At 44.6% G+C, this 16630-nt stretch carries 17 protein-coding genes and 1 pseudogene; 7 read left to right on the forward strand and 11 right to left on the reverse strand.

From position 1 onward, the window contains the following. Window positions 1-50: 50 nt before the first annotated feature. Window positions 51-2030 (reverse strand): methyl-accepting chemotaxis protein, encoded by a 1980-nt coding sequence (locus HP570_RS10035; RefSeq protein ID WP_173625629.1) that lies wholly within the window; start codon window positions 2028-2030, stop codon window positions 51-53. 263 nt (window positions 2031-2293) lie between these two features. Further along, window positions 2294-3226 (reverse strand): 3-hydroxyacyl-CoA dehydrogenase family protein, encoded by a 933-nt coding sequence (locus HP570_RS10040; RefSeq protein ID WP_173625630.1) that lies wholly within the window; start codon window positions 3224-3226, stop codon window positions 2294-2296. A 200-nt stretch (window positions 3227-3426) separates the two neighbouring features. Between HP570_RS10040 and HP570_RS10045 the strand changes: the two genes are divergently transcribed. The 3 genes from HP570_RS10045 to HP570_RS10055 all read left to right on the forward strand — a co-directional run bounded on the left by HP570_RS10045 (window position 3427) and on the right by HP570_RS10055 (window position 5866). Continuing rightward, complete coding sequence (locus HP570_RS10045) at window positions 3427-4128, forward strand: SDR family oxidoreductase (protein WP_173625631.1); 702 nt, start codon at window positions 3427-3429, stop codon at window positions 4126-4128. Between the two features lie 28 nt (window positions 4129-4156). Next, window positions 4157-4924: an SDR family NAD(P)-dependent oxidoreductase gene (locus HP570_RS10050; protein ID WP_173625632.1), complete on the forward strand. Its 768-nt coding sequence runs from the start codon at window positions 4157-4159 to the stop codon at window positions 4922-4924. Between the two features lie 564 nt (window positions 4925-5488). Continuing rightward, entirely contained in the window at window positions 5489-5866 is a 378-nt protein-coding gene (locus tag HP570_RS10055; RefSeq protein WP_231850563.1) for a hypothetical protein, read from the forward strand. A 194-nt stretch (window positions 5867-6060) separates the two neighbouring features. Here HP570_RS10055 and HP570_RS10060 read toward each other — a convergent pair whose 3' ends face one another. From HP570_RS10060 to HP570_RS10090, 8 genes and pseudogenes are all read right to left on the reverse strand, one after another. Continuing rightward, window positions 6061-7482: a SpoVR family protein gene (locus HP570_RS10060; protein WP_016741702.1), complete on the reverse strand. Its 1422-nt coding sequence runs from the start codon at window positions 7480-7482 to the stop codon at window positions 6061-6063. A gap of 92 nt (window positions 7483-7574) precedes the next feature. Further along, window positions 7575-8081, reverse strand: coding sequence for a ParB N-terminal domain-containing protein (locus HP570_RS10065; RefSeq protein ID WP_173625719.1), 507 nt, complete (start codon window positions 8079-8081; stop codon window positions 7575-7577). Between the two features lie 153 nt (window positions 8082-8234). Continuing rightward, the gene (locus HP570_RS29790) at window positions 8235-8369 is read right to left on the reverse strand and encodes a hypothetical protein (RefSeq protein ID WP_256436222.1); all 135 of its coding nucleotides are present in this window, start codon (window positions 8367-8369) and stop codon (window positions 8235-8237) included. 453 nt (window positions 8370-8822) lie between these two features. Next, window positions 8823-9269: a hypothetical protein gene (locus HP570_RS10070; RefSeq protein ID WP_041749281.1), complete on the reverse strand. Its 447-nt coding sequence runs from the start codon at window positions 9267-9269 to the stop codon at window positions 8823-8825. A 383-nt stretch (window positions 9270-9652) separates the two neighbouring features. Continuing rightward, window positions 9653-10044: pseudogene (locus HP570_RS10075) on the reverse strand (ArpU family phage packaging/lysis transcriptional regulator). Window positions 10045-10183: 139 nt separating this feature from the next. Next, the gene (locus HP570_RS10080) at window positions 10184-10906 is read right to left on the reverse strand and encodes a glycosyltransferase family 2 protein (protein WP_173625633.1); all 723 of its coding nucleotides are present in this window, start codon (window positions 10904-10906) and stop codon (window positions 10184-10186) included. 100 nt (window positions 10907-11006) lie between these two features. Beyond that, entirely contained in the window at window positions 11007-11321 is a 315-nt protein-coding gene (locus HP570_RS10085; RefSeq protein ID WP_173625634.1) for a hypothetical protein, read from the reverse strand. Then, the gene (locus tag HP570_RS10090) at window positions 11305-11769 is read right to left on the reverse strand and encodes a hypothetical protein (RefSeq protein WP_012684893.1); all 465 of its coding nucleotides are present in this window, start codon (window positions 11767-11769) and stop codon (window positions 11305-11307) included. Before HP570_RS10090 ends, HP570_RS10085 begins: the two co-directional genes overlap by 17 nt. 206 nt (window positions 11770-11975) lie before the next feature. Between HP570_RS10090 and HP570_RS10095 the strand changes: the two genes are divergently transcribed. After that, window positions 11976-12311, forward strand: a complete 336-nt coding sequence (locus HP570_RS10095) for a DeoR family transcriptional regulator (RefSeq protein ID WP_111914456.1) — start codon at window positions 11976-11978, stop codon at window positions 12309-12311. A 558-nt stretch (window positions 12312-12869) separates the two neighbouring features. Here HP570_RS10095 and HP570_RS10100 read toward each other — a convergent pair. Then, a complete protein-coding gene (locus tag HP570_RS10100; RefSeq protein WP_012684891.1) occupies window positions 12870-13175 on the reverse strand; it encodes a BC1872 family protein in 306 nt (101 codons plus the stop codon). A gap of 364 nt (window positions 13176-13539) precedes the next feature. Between HP570_RS10100 and HP570_RS10105 the strand changes: the two genes are divergently transcribed. From HP570_RS10105 to HP570_RS10115, 3 genes are all read left to right on the forward strand, one after another. Continuing rightward, complete coding sequence (locus tag HP570_RS10105) at window positions 13540-13776, forward strand: hypothetical protein (RefSeq protein ID WP_041749279.1); 237 nt, start codon at window positions 13540-13542, stop codon at window positions 13774-13776. Between the two features lie 102 nt (window positions 13777-13878). Beyond that, window positions 13879-14184 carry an NIPSNAP family protein gene (locus tag HP570_RS10110; RefSeq protein WP_012684890.1) on the forward strand — a complete coding sequence of 102 codons (306 nt, stop codon included), beginning with the start codon at window positions 13879-13881 and terminating at the stop codon, window positions 14182-14184. 889 nt (window positions 14185-15073) lie between these two features. Further along, window positions 15074-16555 carry an IS110 family transposase gene (locus HP570_RS10115; protein ID WP_173625635.1) on the forward strand — a complete coding sequence of 494 codons (1482 nt, stop codon included), beginning with the start codon at window positions 15074-15076 and terminating at the stop codon, window positions 16553-16555. The last annotated feature ends 75 nt before the right edge of the window (window positions 16556-16630 follow it).

Genomic DNA, 16630 nt, shown 5'->3' on the forward strand with positions numbered 1-16630 from the left:
CCTGCTCGTATGCCTGGAGACAGGACGCTTCGTTTGTTTAAGAATACAGGTTAATAGGTAAACTTATTGAGCAATACTTTCAGCTCTTCCGCCAATGACGACAAGGATTGAGCGGAGGATGAGATCTCTTGCATGGAGGCGAGTTGCTCCTCCGTAGAGGCTGCTACTTCCTCGGCTGTTTCGGCATTGCTTTTCGCGATGGTGACGAGCACATTGGCTGTCGCGGTTACTTCCTGAACAGCAGCCAAGATTTGCTGTGCGATCATGGAAACCTCTGCGATATGTGGATTGGTCATTCTGGTGCTTTCCATAATGCCTTCAAACTTGTGAATCGTCTCCTCCGAAACTTCCAAGCCTGCTTCAACATCCAGTCTGACTGTTTCCATGTTGTCGACAGATTGCTTGGTTTCCCGTTGAATCTCTGTGATCAATTCAGAAATTTGCTTAGCCGACATTTGTGATTGCTCAGCCAACAGTCGCACCTCTGTAGCTACAACCGCAAAACCTTTGCCATGCTCACCAGCCCGGGCCGCTTCAATCGCTGCATTCAATGCCAGTAAATTCGTCTGCTGGGCAATCCCGCTGATGACATCCGAGATCGTGCCGATTTCTTTCGAACGGTCATAGAGCGATTTGGTCATGCGATCAGACTGTTCTACGGATTCGTGAATCGACTTCATTTGACTCATGACCTGAGCGACAAAGTTGCCCCCCTCTTCTGCCTGAACCGTCGTTTGCTGAGCCGTATCCGACAACACATTGACACTCTCTACAATCCGTGTGACCCCTTCCGCAATCTCCTGCAAGGAGCGAACATTTTGGTCGATTCCGCTCGTTTGTTGTTCCGCGCTTCCAGCTACCTCTTGAACCGCAGTCGTTACATGCTCGGTTGCAATGCTCGTCTGCTGCGCACTCGCGGTCAATTGCTCCGAAGACGCTGCTACTTGCTCTGCTCTAGTCTCGACATCTGAAATGAGCGCCCGCAAGTTATCCTGCATCGTATTAAACGCATGACCGAGCTCACCGATTTCATCGGTTGACCGTACTTGAATCGGGTCAGTCAAATTCCCTTGGCTCACTCTAACGGCATGTACCTTCACTTCCTGGATGGACTGGAGAAGGGAACGCAGAACAGCTGCTACAATGAGTCCTCCCAACACCAAGCAGATCGCAATCGTCCAAAACGTTTGCTCGAAAATCGGCTCTGCAGCATCCTCAACCTCTGACAAGTACATCGAACCGGCAATTTTCCAGCCAGTAGCTGGATTCGTCGCATAGTAAATCTGTTTCGGGATGCTTTGCTCCTCGTAAGTGAATTGTCCTGTTTCTCCTTGGAACAAGTTGTCGTAAAAACTCTCTTGTGCCACTGTTCCTGCCTGATTTTCCGGGTGGACGACATACTTCTTATTGCTGTCCACTACGATGACATCTCCATCCGAACCGATGCTGACTGAGTTTGCCAGTTGCTTGATCTGTTCAATCCCAACTGTAATGCAGATAACCCCAGCGCCATCCTCTGTCGTTCTTGCTACCGCTACTAAAACCTGACCTGATACCGCCGAAATATATGGCTCTGTAACGACGACCGTCCCCTTGTTTTCCATTGCTCTCTTGTACCAGTCTCTCGTCCGGGGATCAAACCCTGCCTGTATTTCTTGCTTGGGAGCGCGGAAATACTGACCGTCAGCCGTTCCCAAACTGATACTGGACACATCCGCATGCATGCCCATATACATATCCAAGTGATGCATGATTTCTTCTTGAACATCAGCTGATTTCACGCCAGGTGTGATATCTTTTGCCAAATAGTCAGCATCCTTCTTTTTGCCCTCAAACGTACTGCTTACGATGGAGTTGACCAAATCGACGTTTTCGTCGGCGCTGTCCATGATCTGTTTTTCAATTTCTTGTCTCGCTTGATTGTAAGCCAAGCTTCCAACGACAAGGGAAGGAACTAACAGAATCAAGAGAAATGTGATGATGAGTTTGGTTCGATAGCTTCGAAGCCAATTCCTGAGGTTAACTTTCACTTCATTTCATCTTCTTTCTAAGTTGTATTTGGAAAAACGTTTCCTGTAGGTGAAGTCCTAATTTTTTTATATCGGTAACGAAGGAGTGTTAATTAAGCAAAAAATATATAGAACTGTAATAGGTATAAAAAAGTGGGGATTATACCGCCCTCGCGGCCATAGAAAAACCGCCCTGCTTATGAATGATAGACAGGACGGTCGGTATTGGATCGATGCAAGCTGCAACAGTTGCCACGATTTGTTGAGCGAATTTGTAAGTCACTTCAACCAGGCTTCATTTTCCCCAAGCGGATAAACTGTTCGTCACGTACACGCAGCTTTTCTGAAACAGCCGTATCCGTATACGAGTAAATACCTCCTCCGGTCTTGGTGCCGAGATTGCCTTCTGCTACCCGTTCCTCCATGATGGCGGGTGCTTTTGTCGAGCCATTCAGCTCTGGAGCAAGGTTATCCATCACGCGCTTCCACGTATCGAGTCCACCAAAATCCGCCGTCTCAATAGGCCCGACAAAAGCCCAGCGAAAGCCAATTCCGTTTTTCATCACCGTATCGATCTGGGCTGCATCTGCAACACCTTCTGCAAGCAAATGAAAAGCTTCTCTCATCAAGGCTGTTTGTAGCCGATTGGCGATAAAGCCCGGTACATCCTTTTTCAACAGAACAGGGCACTTCCCGATATCTTCCATCAGCTGCGTGGTTTTTTGAACCACTTCCAGCGCGGTCTTCTCATGCTTGACTACCTCGACCAACGGAACCAATTGGGCTGGATTGAAAAAATGGGTAATGATAAAGCGTTCGGGCGTGGTAGCTTTTTCAATCAGTCGCGCAATCGAAAACGTAGACGTATTGGAAGCAATAATCGCATCTGGCTTCGCGTAATGCTCCAGCTTTTCAAACAGCTCCCACTTTAGCTCGATGACTTCTGGGATTGCTTCTGTGATGATTTCAGCTGCCGATACTGCCGCTTGCAAATCCGTGGTCAGGACGATATGCTCGAGCGCCGCTACTCTAGACTGGTCTGCAATCACTCCCTCTGCAACCAGAAGGGAAAGGCTGTGCTCGATGCTAGCTCTCGCTTTCAGCAAAAACTCTTCCTGCAAGTCGTAAAGAGAAACACGAAATCCAGCCAATGCGAATAACTGCGCGATTCCATGTCCCATAACACCTGATCCGATAACAGCCGCATGCTTTTCCATAGAAAGATCCTCCTAAGGTGAATTCGGTTTATTAGCAAAGCTTTCCACGATGAAATACCTAGTTCCTGCCCACAAATTCCTACTCCTTTTACCGAAATTCATTCCTATGGCGCTTGTTGGTAGAGTCAAAGTTTTGTACCATTAAAAATCGTTTCCTAAAACCAGCTTTTGGAATGAACGTTTCATATACGGAGGTACACATGAAACTACTGAATAAAGTCGTGGTCATCACAGGAGCCAGTCGGGGACTGGGCCTTGAGATGGCAAATGTTCTGGCAAAAGAAGGAGCGATCGTTTGGGCAACCTCTCGAACCGCGTCTCATCCGAACGAAATTGCACATGCTGAACCGGGAAGTGTGACGAATGTACAGCTAGACGTGACTGACGAGCAAAGTGTCCTTGCCTTATTTGCGCAAGTACAAAGGTTATACGGACGTCTAGATGTCCTCGTGAACAACGCAGGCGTCGGCGTGTTTAAGCTTGTTGAACAAACAAGCTTAGATGAATGGGAGAATGTTTTTCGCACCAATGTAACCGGACTCTTTCTTTGCAGCCGCGAAGGATACAAGGTAATGAAAGCTCACGGAGGCCGTATCATCAATATCTCTAGTGTCTCAGGGTATATTCCCATTGCGGAAAACGGCGTTTATGGTGCTTCGAAATTTGCCGTCCAAGGCTTTTCCCAAATTTGTAATGAAGAATGGAAAGACGACAATGTAAGAGTCTCCACCATTTTTCCCGGCGCCGTTCATACAAATATGACGGAGGACCGACATTTTTTTGATCCGAGTGCGATGCTCGTACCAAAAGATGTGGCAGATACCGTGTTAGATATCGCTTCCCGTCCCCTCCACGTTCGAATCGATGAAGTCAAAATCCTTCCGCCTAAAGGCGTCCTCTAAATGACAGATGAATAAGGAGAGTTTACAAATGCAGCAAGTAGCAATCATCACAGGAGCAGGCAATGGAATCGGGGCAGCAGCCGCAAAGCTTTTGGCTCAACATGGGGTACGTGTCGCTGTTCTTGATGTACATGAAGAAAAGGCTCAGTTAGTCGCCCAAGAAATCAATCAGACAGGCGGTCAAGCCTTGTCCATTCGCTGTGATGTCGGTCAACGAGCGCAAGTAGAAGAAGCCATCCAGCTAGTAGAATCGCATTTCGGAGATATCACCATCTTGGTCAACAACGCCGGAGTTGGTGGTCCATTCCACCGAGTCGACGAAGTCTCTGATGAAGAGTGGGATTGGATCATGAATACCAACTTGAAGAGTGTTTTCCTATTTTGCAGGAACCTGTTGCCCAAGATGAAAGAAAGGAACTACGGGCGGATCGTCAACATCGCTTCTATTCAGGGCTTGCTCGGCTCAGCACATTCGTCCACCTACGTCGCTTCCAAGCACGGCATGATCGGCTATACGAAAACAATTGCTGCGGAATGGGGTGAGCACGGGATTACTTGCAATGCCATCTGTCCCGGATATGTGGATACCGCGATGGGCGTACGTCCGGAGGATATTTCGGATTACATGAATCGGGTCATCGCCAAAAGCCCGGTGAAACGCGTAGCTCAACCGGTGGAAATCGCCCAGATGATTGATCATCTCGTTGGACAGCATAGCGGATACATCAACGGGACGAGTATCACCATGGACGGCGGGATCAGCAGTCACATTGGAATTACGGATCAGTTGTCCTAGCTCGTTACACACAGAAAAAGCCGCACGCTCGGTCAGTTTCCACCGGTCGTGCGGCCTTTCTTTCCTCTACCCTTATAGTCCAAATAAATCATCCAAAAAGCCACCGCAACTGTGATGACTACTAAGACCTTTCTATTGATTCCCATGCTAACGTCTAGATCGAAAAATCTCAATGCTAACAGCCCAAGAAGTAAAACCAAGAGAATTATTCTGATAGGATCACCTCATTCATCAGTCTTCTTCCTTATATTAATGGTAATCGTTTGAAATTTTAACAAAAATTTTTAACCCATTTTCGAATAATTAGTGAAAATACCGATCCAAAGTCAAGCAACTTTCTTTGACCACCTCATATGTTATTGCAGGAGGTGGTCTAAGTGGCTAACAGATGTCTTTGTCGAGGTAGTAGATGCAATATCTTTTGCAGGTGTGGATGCAGGCGAAGAAGGAAAATAGCAGCGGACTAAGGAGGATTATATGCTATTCCTAAACATGATTTTTCTCAGTTTGGTGACGGTTAGCTGTATCCTTTATACCTATAAAAATCGGTCCGAGCTTGCCTGTATGGATGGCATGATCATCGCTATGGTGTTAGGTGCTATGTCTAGTATTTCCTTGGGGTTGAACATTCAAGTATATCTGGTGAGCGATTTACAATCTGCGACGATCATTGCTATCGCAATTGGTATGGTGGTTGGGTTTATCTCGGGGAAATTGGTCTCTCTTACCGCTTCTATTGAAGGAGTAATGGCTGGAGTTATGGGCGGGTTGATGTCACCTATGCTAGGGGCCATGCTTTCTCATCCCTTGGGGCTTATCTGGTTTCTCGACTTTGCCTACATCTTTGTTTTCATCCTGATTGTTTTCCTAGTAAAAGAAGCAAGGCAAGCCTTTTTGGAAGAAGCGATGGAGCTTGAGAAAAAAACTAGCAGTTTACCTTGAAACTCTTCAAAAACACGGACGCGCTCGCTTCTTTGCGAGTTTTTTCCAGCTCTCTTCCATCAACGGGACGAGCATCCCCATGGACGACGGGATCAGCAGTCACATGAAAATGACGGTTCAGTTGTCCTCGTTCGGGCACGTAGAAAAGGCCGCACGCTCGGTCAGCTTCCACCCGGCACGCGGCCTTTTTCCCCCTATAAAAAGCGGCGATGTACCTTCTTGCCATCGTACGTAAACAACACTTGTCGATCCTCCACCATCGATTCAAGGTGGATGGATTTTCCCCACAAGTCATAGATGTAAGGCAATGTTTTTTCTACGTATTTGACATCCAGCTCCAGCCCCTCGAAATGATGCTTCAAATACATCTCGCCGGAGCGTAAGTAATCCCCATCGTGTACGAGTACATAAGGGAATCCCCCGTTAACCCGTGTACCCGCAAGACCATCGCGTACCTTCTCCCACTGCTTTTCCGCGACGACCCAATCGTTGCCCTGCTTGCCGAACATATACAAATCCAGATCACTGACGAGGTCCTTGGTCAGGAAGTTGCGAATGAAGCTGATGTCGGACTCCAGCTCGCGTACCTCGAAAATTTTCGCGCGTCCCTCTCCTGGTTTGCGTCCGAAACGCTCCTGCTCCTCCTTCGTAGGATTATCCCAGCGCTTTTCAATGTCCTCCAAAATCTTCAGACCCAAATGATACGGATTGATGCTCGTCGTCGAAGGCTGAATGACGGAGGAATGCAGCTTGGCAAACTCGATCGTCTCCGATTCTGTCAGCTCCATTTCCCGCAGGATGCGCATATGCCAGTAGGTGGCCCAGCCTTCGTTCATGATCTTCGTTTCCATCTGCGGCCAGAAATACAGCATCTCATCCCGGATGATCGTCAGCACATCCCGCTGCCAATCGTCTAGGATATTGCTGTATTCCATAATGAACAGCAGCAGGTCTTTTTCCGGCTCAGGAGGGAATTTGCGTGGTGCTTTTACCGGCTCGGCTTCCTCTTTTGCTTTACGGTCCAATCCCCAGAGATCGTCATAAGGGGAGTGCCGTTCGTTCCTCGTCTTTTTGTTAGCTTCGTCTGGCTCTCGTTTCCAACGCAGCTTCGGACGCAGCAAGCTCGGATCGATATGCTCCTGAATCGCCAAGCTCGCGTCGAGCAAATTCTCCACAGCTTCCTTGCCATACTCGATCTCATACTGGCGAATCCGCTCTCCGCTGGCCGCCATGCTTTCGACCATATCCCGATTGGTGTTGGAGAAGCGCACATTGTTTTTGAAAAAGTCGCAGTGAGCAAGGACGTGAGCCACAATGAGCTTGTTTTGGATCAAGGAATTGCCGTCCAAAAGAAACGCGTAACATGGATTGGAGTTGATGACGAGCTCGTAGATTTTGCTCAGATTCAGATCATATTGCAGTTTCATCCGGTAAAAGGACTTTCCAAAACTCCAGTGCGAAAATCGTGTGGGCATTCCATATGCGCCAAATGTATAAATGATGTCAGACGGGCATATCTCGTATCGCATCGGGTAAAAATCGAGATTGAACCCTTTGGCGATCTCGGTAATTTCGTCAATGGATCGCTCCAGTTCTTTGCGCTCGTCGTTGGTCAAATCGTTTCGCCTCCCCCTTTTGCCGTCGGTCTACTTTATGTATATGGGGGAAACAGCCAAAAGACGCCACCTTTTAGAAAAGATGTCGTTCTTCATATGGCGCGTTTTGATGAATGGGTACATCGGGGGCAATGACAATCGAATTTGTTCTCAGCAAAATCATCCAAGCCCAGTACCTCGTTGGTAAACTCCGCGTCTTCATCGCTTTTAAAAGTGAACTGTGCAATGAGGTCTGCTGCTTCTTTATCATCGAAGCCAGTAAGAGCTTGATCCATTTCACTATCTTGCAGCTCAGCCAACACCTGGGCGAGCATTTCCTCATCCCAAGCACCACTGATCTTGTTTAGTGCGATATTGAGCGCCTTCTCTTGGATTTCATCCAAGGACACAACAGAAACCTCTATTTCAGTAGTTCCTTGTTCTACAAGAATTTTAAAACGCTGATGTCCGCCGACGAGATTACCTGTTTGCTCAATCCAAATTAGTGGCTCGACGTATCCAAACTCTTGAAAAGATCGTTTAAGCTTCTCGTATTCGATGTCGCCCGGCTGCAAATCTATTCGCGGATTATAAGAGGCTGGATTGATTTTAGAGACAATGCAGGTAAGGTCTTTGACGGTAAGCGGCGTCCCCTTTTGTCCGCGCTCATTGTCGCCTTGCAGGAGATTAGTTCCCTCGCTGGCATAAGGTGCGATCTTCAACAAAAAGCCAGCCTTAGTGAGTGACAGCTTTCTGAGCCGTCGCTTTGCCTTTTAGCTGGCTTTGATCTTCACGAATTTTGTGCTGCGGCCTACAGGACGAAAAACCTTTACGATCTCGTCCGACCGGAGCAGTACTTCCTTGGTGTAGTATATTTCTCCTGTCGCTGAGTCGACATACTGGCGCACTACATTTCACCCACCTCCATGAAAAAAAGCACCGCGTGGGTGCTTAATTTAAACTATTTCTTATTAGTATCACTGTGACAAGAACCCCTGCGATACTTGGAAGAATAGTTTTCGAACTAACGACAATATCAGGTATCGAAATTCCTAGATAAATTTCTGGCAAAATATCACCCCCTATACTTCCATTCTGAGGTAATGGCAGGAGCTTGTCTATATCAAAAGCCCCACTCTTTCGGCAGGGGCATCCGGCGCGAGCCAATCCTTACGCCTAACTGCGGTCACAGGCTATAGGAGGCGGTGCAGCAGGTAATTCTGTACACTTGAGACAGGATCGGCGTATCGGTTATGAGCGATACAGAGCAATGGGCAAAGACCGAAATAGTCCCCTATTAAATTTGATTGGAACAGAAAAAAGCACCACTAGGGTGCTTTTCATTAAGACTTTCCTCTCAATTACCAAGCCGATAAGTAAACAGCGTAAGCATGCCTCGAATCAAAATCTTGGGAGGAATGTCCACGAACCTTAAAGTATACTGTCACTCCCTTACCAAATCCTATGCCACCTGCCGATGCAGCGTCAATTTGGCCAGGCCCTAAATCACCAGCAGTACCAGACATTATATACTCGCCATTAGGTCCAAAAGCTATCCAGTCATAGTCATAGTTAATACCAGCAGGGGATTGAAGTTCGAATACCCAATTCGATTTGTCTGAGTTATTTCTATAAACATACCAATCAACATCTGTACTATCCGAGATTGTTTGAAAGAAACTACCACCATCGTTGATAGCATGAGCAGTTTCTTTTGAATCCGCCCACCCATCACTGGCAAAAGCGGCTTGCGAACCGAAAGTTAATACGGAAACAACTGCACCCAAAGTCATAAATTTTTTAATCATAATCCACACTCCTATTTCCACTTAATTTTTTCGAACATGCCTTTTTCATATTTCTTATCTACTGAATTGTTTCGTCGACTAACGTGGTATGTACGACATGGGCTAAAAATTAAAATAATCCATTTTTTCCACCTCTTTACATTTTTAAAGACATCATAGCACGCACAAAAAAACAATACAACTGTATTATTTAAATCATTCCGAATTATAGCCAATGCTACGCTTCTGCACAATTGAGATAGGATCGGCTTATTCGAATATGAGAGATACCGGACAAGGGACGAGAAACCGAAGCCGTAGGTCTCGCATGTAATCCCCTGTCCGGTAAATCCCAGCAGAGTAAATCGCGATTTTGTTGGGCTTTTCCGCACAAAAAAGGGCACTCAGATCATCCCGAGTGCCGTAGCAATTTGCCTGATTGCATCTTTCTTTTTTGTGTAGTATTGGTCTTTTGTTAACCCTAAATCAAGGTATACATTGATGTCTTTTACGCGTGAAGTGCTGAGATACTTCTCTTCGACAATCCGACGCTCGATCTCGTCTAGCGAGTATTGCAATGCTCGATCAATCTGGTTGGCCTTCAGCTCGTTTATTGTCTCTGTTGGCTGTAGCCTTGGGAACAGTTGACCTATGCCTTTTCTCTTAGTTCCTGCCTATTCTGTACAGCAACACGGAGGGCTTTATACTCTTTCAGTTCTTTCACAACGGCCTTTCTGACTTCTGTCTCATTCACTGGTTGCAGAAATGACAGTTGTTCTTGTACCTGTGCGCTCATTTCCAGATTCCCCCTCGCGGTAGCCCATGTTATAATTTTCTTGGCGAAGGAAATTATTAGGGCTCCCTGTTTGGGGGCTTATTTTTTTGTACTCCCGAAATATTATGTTAAATTCCAATTCTTGTTCATCCGCTTCACGTTAAATCAATTTTCGAGAAGCGAGTTTACGCAAATGAATCGACTTCGCCAGAATCCGACTTCCCGACTTTACATAACTGTCTGAGGCTTTCCATGTGTGACTCTTTTTGTTCGTTCTACGAACTGCAATGTAATTACGGGGAGCAGAAGCGTAAAGTTTATAGCCTCTTGCTAGACAGGCCCTTATAAATTTTCCATCTTCCCCAAGCGAAATGTTAGCAAAACGTACGCGGCTACATACACGTTTTCTAAATAATAAAGTTCCCCCTGCAAGCGCTCTGACGAACCTATTGTGCTGTCTAGGGAAACGTAAAATTAATTGCTTCCTTGATTGGAGATAAGTCATAAATGCCCGCTTTCCAACAATGTCAGCTCCTGTACGATGAAGATCATTCATTTGCTGCTTTAAATAATGTGGTGAGTAGTAATCATCATCATCGAACTTTGCGATAAATTGATATTTCGATTTGCTGACCGCATAATTTAAGCATCTGCCCAAAGAGACCCTTTCTGAAACTTTGAAGACAGAAATATTTTTATAGCCCCGCACTTTTTTGCGGTATTTTGCCAAGCTCATGCTATCTTTATTTATCACAATTACCAACTCTTTTACCCGAAACAACTGGGTCTTATAATTAGCGATGATATTATTAAAAAAACGTGGTCGGTTAGTGCAAGTTATAACGGAAACTCCGCCCCGAATGCTGTTTTTATTTTTTCTCATCGCTCACTCCCCCTTTTTCGAAAGTTTGTATACTTTATTCAAACTTCTATAAGAGAGAAAGGTACAAGTTTACATGGACAAAATCACAATTTCTCTTTTGTTAAATAGCGAGTCCCTTCGCCTCAAGGAATGCCAAGCATGCTGCATGAGGCGCTTCACTCTTTATTGCTTTTCCGATTGTGGCGTTTGACATTGTCTTTGTCTCACTGATGTAGCATGTCTCATTTGGTAAAATATCGAGGTAGATATCTTGTTTCCTTGCTTCTTCCACCAATTCACCCATTCGTCTCCAATCGGTAGAATATTGAGGAATAAGTATCCATCCATCGTTTTCTTTCAAATGCTCGATGAATCCGGGCTCCCATCCTTTTAGCGCTCCCGCAACCAAGGCATCCAACTCACGTCCTGCTTGCATCCCGTTCCCCTCCCCAATTCCAAAGTCCCTGCTGCCCTTTTGCTGGCACCGGATCAAACGGCTTCACATCCGTCATTTCCCATACAAACCGTCCGTGTTCAAACCATCCGAAGGAATCCTCTTGAAGACAAATCCGTTTCATTTGTCCTTCATCCCCGTTAAAGAGCACTGGCATGCCGCCCTGATGATTCTCTCCGACAGACCAACATTCAGTGATGTTTGCGACAGCAATCACTGCCCCCGTCGGTAAGTTGTCTGCCGTATACCCGTGTTTCTCCAGTACGCTACGGAAAGGCTCTGCGCTGCCTTGTCTTCCGGAAAGAGCAGCATCATATCCAGTTTGATATCGATTAAACCCTTGAGTTGCTCCACCGACATATCCTGTTCCAAGAACTGCTCGGTTGGTATTAATTCGAACTGGTCCACATTCCGCCCGCATAGTTTGCATTCATATACGCCACCAAGGTAATGAGCTAGTTTCTAACACCCACACGTTGGGCAGCACAACCCATCTATCCTGTTCCCCTCCCTGGGTGCAAACGTAATGTTTTGTAAAACGCGCGCCCCCGTAAGTTGGCTATAATCGATTGCATATTTACCATTTTCTTGAAACACATTCTTCATGTAGTTACTTTCCTGAGAGGGTGTTTTTTCATGAGTGCACTTAAGTCGACGTTTATCGGCGCTATTTATTCCGCTCCTTCCCCATTGCCTGGTCAATCGCATCGTTCTAGCTCAAATATTGGTACAGAAGTCCTTCCGCCAGACACAGTTAATTTTCAATGGGTAATAAGTGGAGTTTCTAATCCTAATCAAATTAGTTTTTCTGTCAGTCAAGATGTTAGTGGAGGCAATGATCCTACTCATCTTACTGGAGTAGTTAGCGAGAAAATCACAGATGTTGTTTCTACTCGCTCTCTTTACATTGGGAGTCCCAAGGGTGCACAAGAAAACTTTTTGGTTGAAATCTATGCACTTTCAAGAGCATAAATAATGCTGTTCAATTAGGGTGTCCTTTGGGACACTTCTTTTTTATTTGCAAATGACTATGTTGCATTACATCAAGTAGCACAAAGGTATCGCTCCTATTTAACAAATCGTGTGGGTTGTATCCACACTATTAAGAATTGACTTACCAATATTTGCGATTCGAATATTGTTTTTAGAAACACTCTGCACTCCTCGAAATGACCAGGAATATTATGCTGATTAGATTAGGAAGGAGTGGAAAGCGAATGGTGTATCCTGCTCAGGCTCCAACATCTCCACCCCCAAGCTTCATCCCTCCCAGGCCAACTTACGTCCCTCCGCAACCATCTACCTATCTTGTCGATTGTGTGTACGAAAACACTTATGTTTGGCTCGTAAATGGAGAACAATTTTGGTTTTATCCAACTACCGTTGAGTACAACGGGGTTACGGGCTATCGGTGGAACGGCAGGTCCTGGATGTTTTATGGTATTGATCCAAGATTTATCGATGCCGTTGTATGTTACCCGACTCCTACCCTTTATTAAGGTGTGGGAGTATTACATAATTACCGATTTGTTAAGCGACTGCCTCAAGAGCTGCCTTGCATATCGCTTCTTGTGCTGTCTTTGCATAAATTTCGATATTTCTGTCATATGGATGAGTTTCAAATACCGCAAGGAACCTCATATCCTCTGGAGCTCCTGGAGACTGTGGAAGCACCCCGATGTAGAGATTTTCTGCTATCATCCACGCATCGGCTATGTTGTGGAGTGGGCACCAGTGAGTTGCAACCTCTATTCCATTCTTCCGCCAAGAGTCGAAGAACTTCTGCTTCCCTCCATCGGTTAGGTCAAGCTCTACTTCATGCTTTTCCCATCCCATAACCTTCGTTGCCAGCGTTTCAATGATCTGCTACTCGGTCATTTGGCTGCACCTCCTGTCCTTTCCAGCTCAAATCCTCTCCGCAATCAGGGCATTCTAAAACCACCAACGATGCATGTATTGTAGTTCCTCGCAGTATTACGACCACTTGGCAATCCTCGCACTCAAATTTGTGTCTACCGCTCATCTAATGCCCCTCTGTTTCTCTAAATAACTATTTTGATAAACCCATCGACACCTATCTCTTTCGTTTCAACTCTGGTCAACAAGCTGCCTGCTGGCCTTTTCCCCCTGATACTCCCTGTGTGTTATAATGAATTACAACTAAAAACTATGGGGTGTATTATTGAAGAGACAATTTTTGATGATAGTAAGCGATGTAACCAAACCACAAATGGATAGGGTCACCGAAGTAGTTAAAGAATTTAACGAATTCATAGACTTGATTCCAATTGAGTCTAAATCTGATGGAGGCTTTAGCCTATACATCGATATTCAAAAAGGCGATGTTGCTACAACAATCTCAGATACACGAACATTCCTGAAAAATTGGTTTAAGCCTTTAAAAATAGAATGTGATTCGAATCCACGAGACTTTTAGTAAAAGTCTTTTTTTAATACACATTGTGTAGAACCATATCCCGTCTTGTTCCTAATGCTGATGTACAGTAAGATTTAGGAAAAACCCTTAGGGAGTGGAAAAATGGTCACTTGTTACTTGAAATATGTTATTGATCCATATCAGGTAAGTGTTTTTGAAGAATATGCAAAGATGTGGATACCTCTTGTCAACAAGTTTGGCGGACATCATCATGGCTATTTCCTTCCTCATGAAGGTGCTAATAATATTGCTTATGCCTTATTTAGTTTTCCTAGTTTGGCAGAATATGAAGATTATCGAAAGAAAATACTGGTCGATGTAGATTGCCAACTTGCCTTCTCACTCGCAGAGCAAACAAAGTGCATCATCAGTTACGAGCGAAGTTTCTTGCGTCCGGTGTTTGAATAATTCTCTTTCAACCTTGTCCATCCTTAGATAGGATGGGCTTTTTTATATAATGAGCATTACTGTAGTGCTTAGTTAACAATAAATTTGAAAATAAAGGACTACATGCTTTACGCGAAAGTTCTTTTATATACTATTTTTGCATACTCGTGTAAGAATTACTATTTGTTGATTTACTTACGGAGGTCACCTGGTAATTTCTCGCGAAATTATAGTCGAGAGAGGTAATCGTCTTTTTTTAGAGAATATCTTTTATAGCAATGTATCCCTTTACACAATGTGAACTTTCCTCTCTGGATAAAGTTCTGATGAGCATTTGGGAACATTGTTTTATTTTTTATAGAGGAAAGATGGTACTGTGAGCAGAATAAATATATCGCCATTGTACCTCTGTATGAAACGTGGGTTATTTAATAAGCTTTAGATGATAGTTTGGGGACATTGGTATTAAAGAAGGAATAGCCTTGATTGTTAGAGAATGAATAAACTGTGCAGTGACCTTTTACGGTTTTTCCTACCACAATTGGATTGGGGCTGGTTAATCTAGACCTCTGAGATTAAAGTGGGGCACTCCACCTTATCGGCGCTGCACATATTAGAAAAGATACGATAACCCGTCAACTGACGGGTTATTTTTGTTAGAAGCAGGAATTTTATTCCAAATGTTGTATCTGTATAAAGATTAGATTAAAGAATAAAGTTCTTAATCTATTTGAATAGCAGTTGAAACTCTTTGAGTGTTTGGGGCTATGTCACATAGACCTCTGGACAAAATATGGGGATCATAACCTGGCGCTATAATTCTAACATGCTACATTGGGCAAACAGCTCTCACAGTAACTTGGATAGTCAGGTATATACATACTGCTAGAATATACAGGAGAAAACTTAAATGAATGAAAACCTTTTGACGCAATTCATTGTTGTACATGATGAAGTCCATACAAAAACAGAAGAAAGACTGTTTTACCCCATTTATGCAGGAATCGATATTGGAGCCGATTTTCATGTGGCTTCCTGCATCATACCTGAGCATTTTCGTGACGGGAAATGGAAAAGGGCTAAAACAATGAAATTCAATGCGGATAGTCTTGGTATCTCTGATTTTTTGGGCGCACTCCGGGCGATTCAAGAACAACTAGGGCTAAAACCAGCAGACTTTTTTATGCTGATGGAGCCAACAGGTGGTCATTATTCATTTTTACTCCAACAGGTACTCGTAACCGAAGGTTATTCATTACACATGGTCGAAAATTCTGCCGTAAAAAGGTTCCGTGAGGAAACTCTAGGGATTCAGGAAAAATCAGATGCGATCGATGCTAGAATTATGGCTTATATGGGATGGCACAAATCGCTTCATCCTGACATGAAATCGGTACGTTTGGCAACTCCTGTCTCGCTGGCTCAGTCGATTGTACGCACCTTAATGAGAGATCGTTGGCTTACGACTACTACATTGACACGTCGAAAAAATCAAGTTCAGCAGCTATTCCAAATCACTCATCCGGACCTAAAACGTGCATTTAAAAAGTTGGGTAACCCCTCTGTTTTACGCTTGGCACAGATGTATCCAACCGCGTTAGATATGAAGCATTTATCAGAAGAGGAGCTGCGACAAGCCATTATTAAATGTGGTGCTAAGCCAATTGCTAAGAAGGCAGCAAATACATTGGCTTCCGTTCTCCCCCATTCTGTCGCCATTCAAGTAAGCCATATTACAGATAGACAAAATTGGCTTATCCAAGAAGCGCTTAGATTAGAAGACAGCTTAAAAAATATTGACGAGAATATTCACAATCTATTGCATGGAAATCCCGAAAAGGGTATGTCCCCCCATCCATATACCGAACTACTTTACTCTTTACCAGTTATGGGCGATGGATGGGCTTGCACATTGATTGGTGTCATTGGTGATATTGAACGTTTTAGTACCTATAAAGAATTTAAAAAGTACCTCGGCGTTTCAGCAGAAAATAAACAATCAGGAACCTCTGTTAAAGGTACACATCAAACCAACAGTGGGGTTCGGGATTCCCGTAGGGTATTGTTTCAAATGGCCCTAGTGCTAATTTCTCAAAGATCTGGCCCAAATGTATTTGCATCCTACTACGTGCGTCTGGTCGAACGTCAAATGGCAAAGAGAAAAGCGATAGGACATATGTGCGGGAAGGTTGCTAAAATTATCTACAGCATTCTTAAATCCGGTATGCGCTATGATCCCAGAAAGCACGCACTTGCGTGCGGTATTCCTTGGGCTGACGAATACAACAATAAAGCTGAAGCGGTTGATATTGAGCCATTTGAGGAAGAAGCAATGATACTTGCAGGCGGCTATGACGGAAAAATTGATGACAATGGGCATGAGATTGATTAACTGTTGATTCCACTACTGTGTACATTACGCATATGACTGTTGAAAGAACATACAGAGAGGCATAAACTAAGAATA

Origin of the sequence: Brevibacillus sp. RS1.1 (assembly GCF_013284365.1) — a bacterium.
In the GTDB taxonomy this organism is placed as follows: Bacteria; Bacillota; Bacilli; order Brevibacillales; family Brevibacillaceae; genus Brevibacillus; species Brevibacillus brevis_D.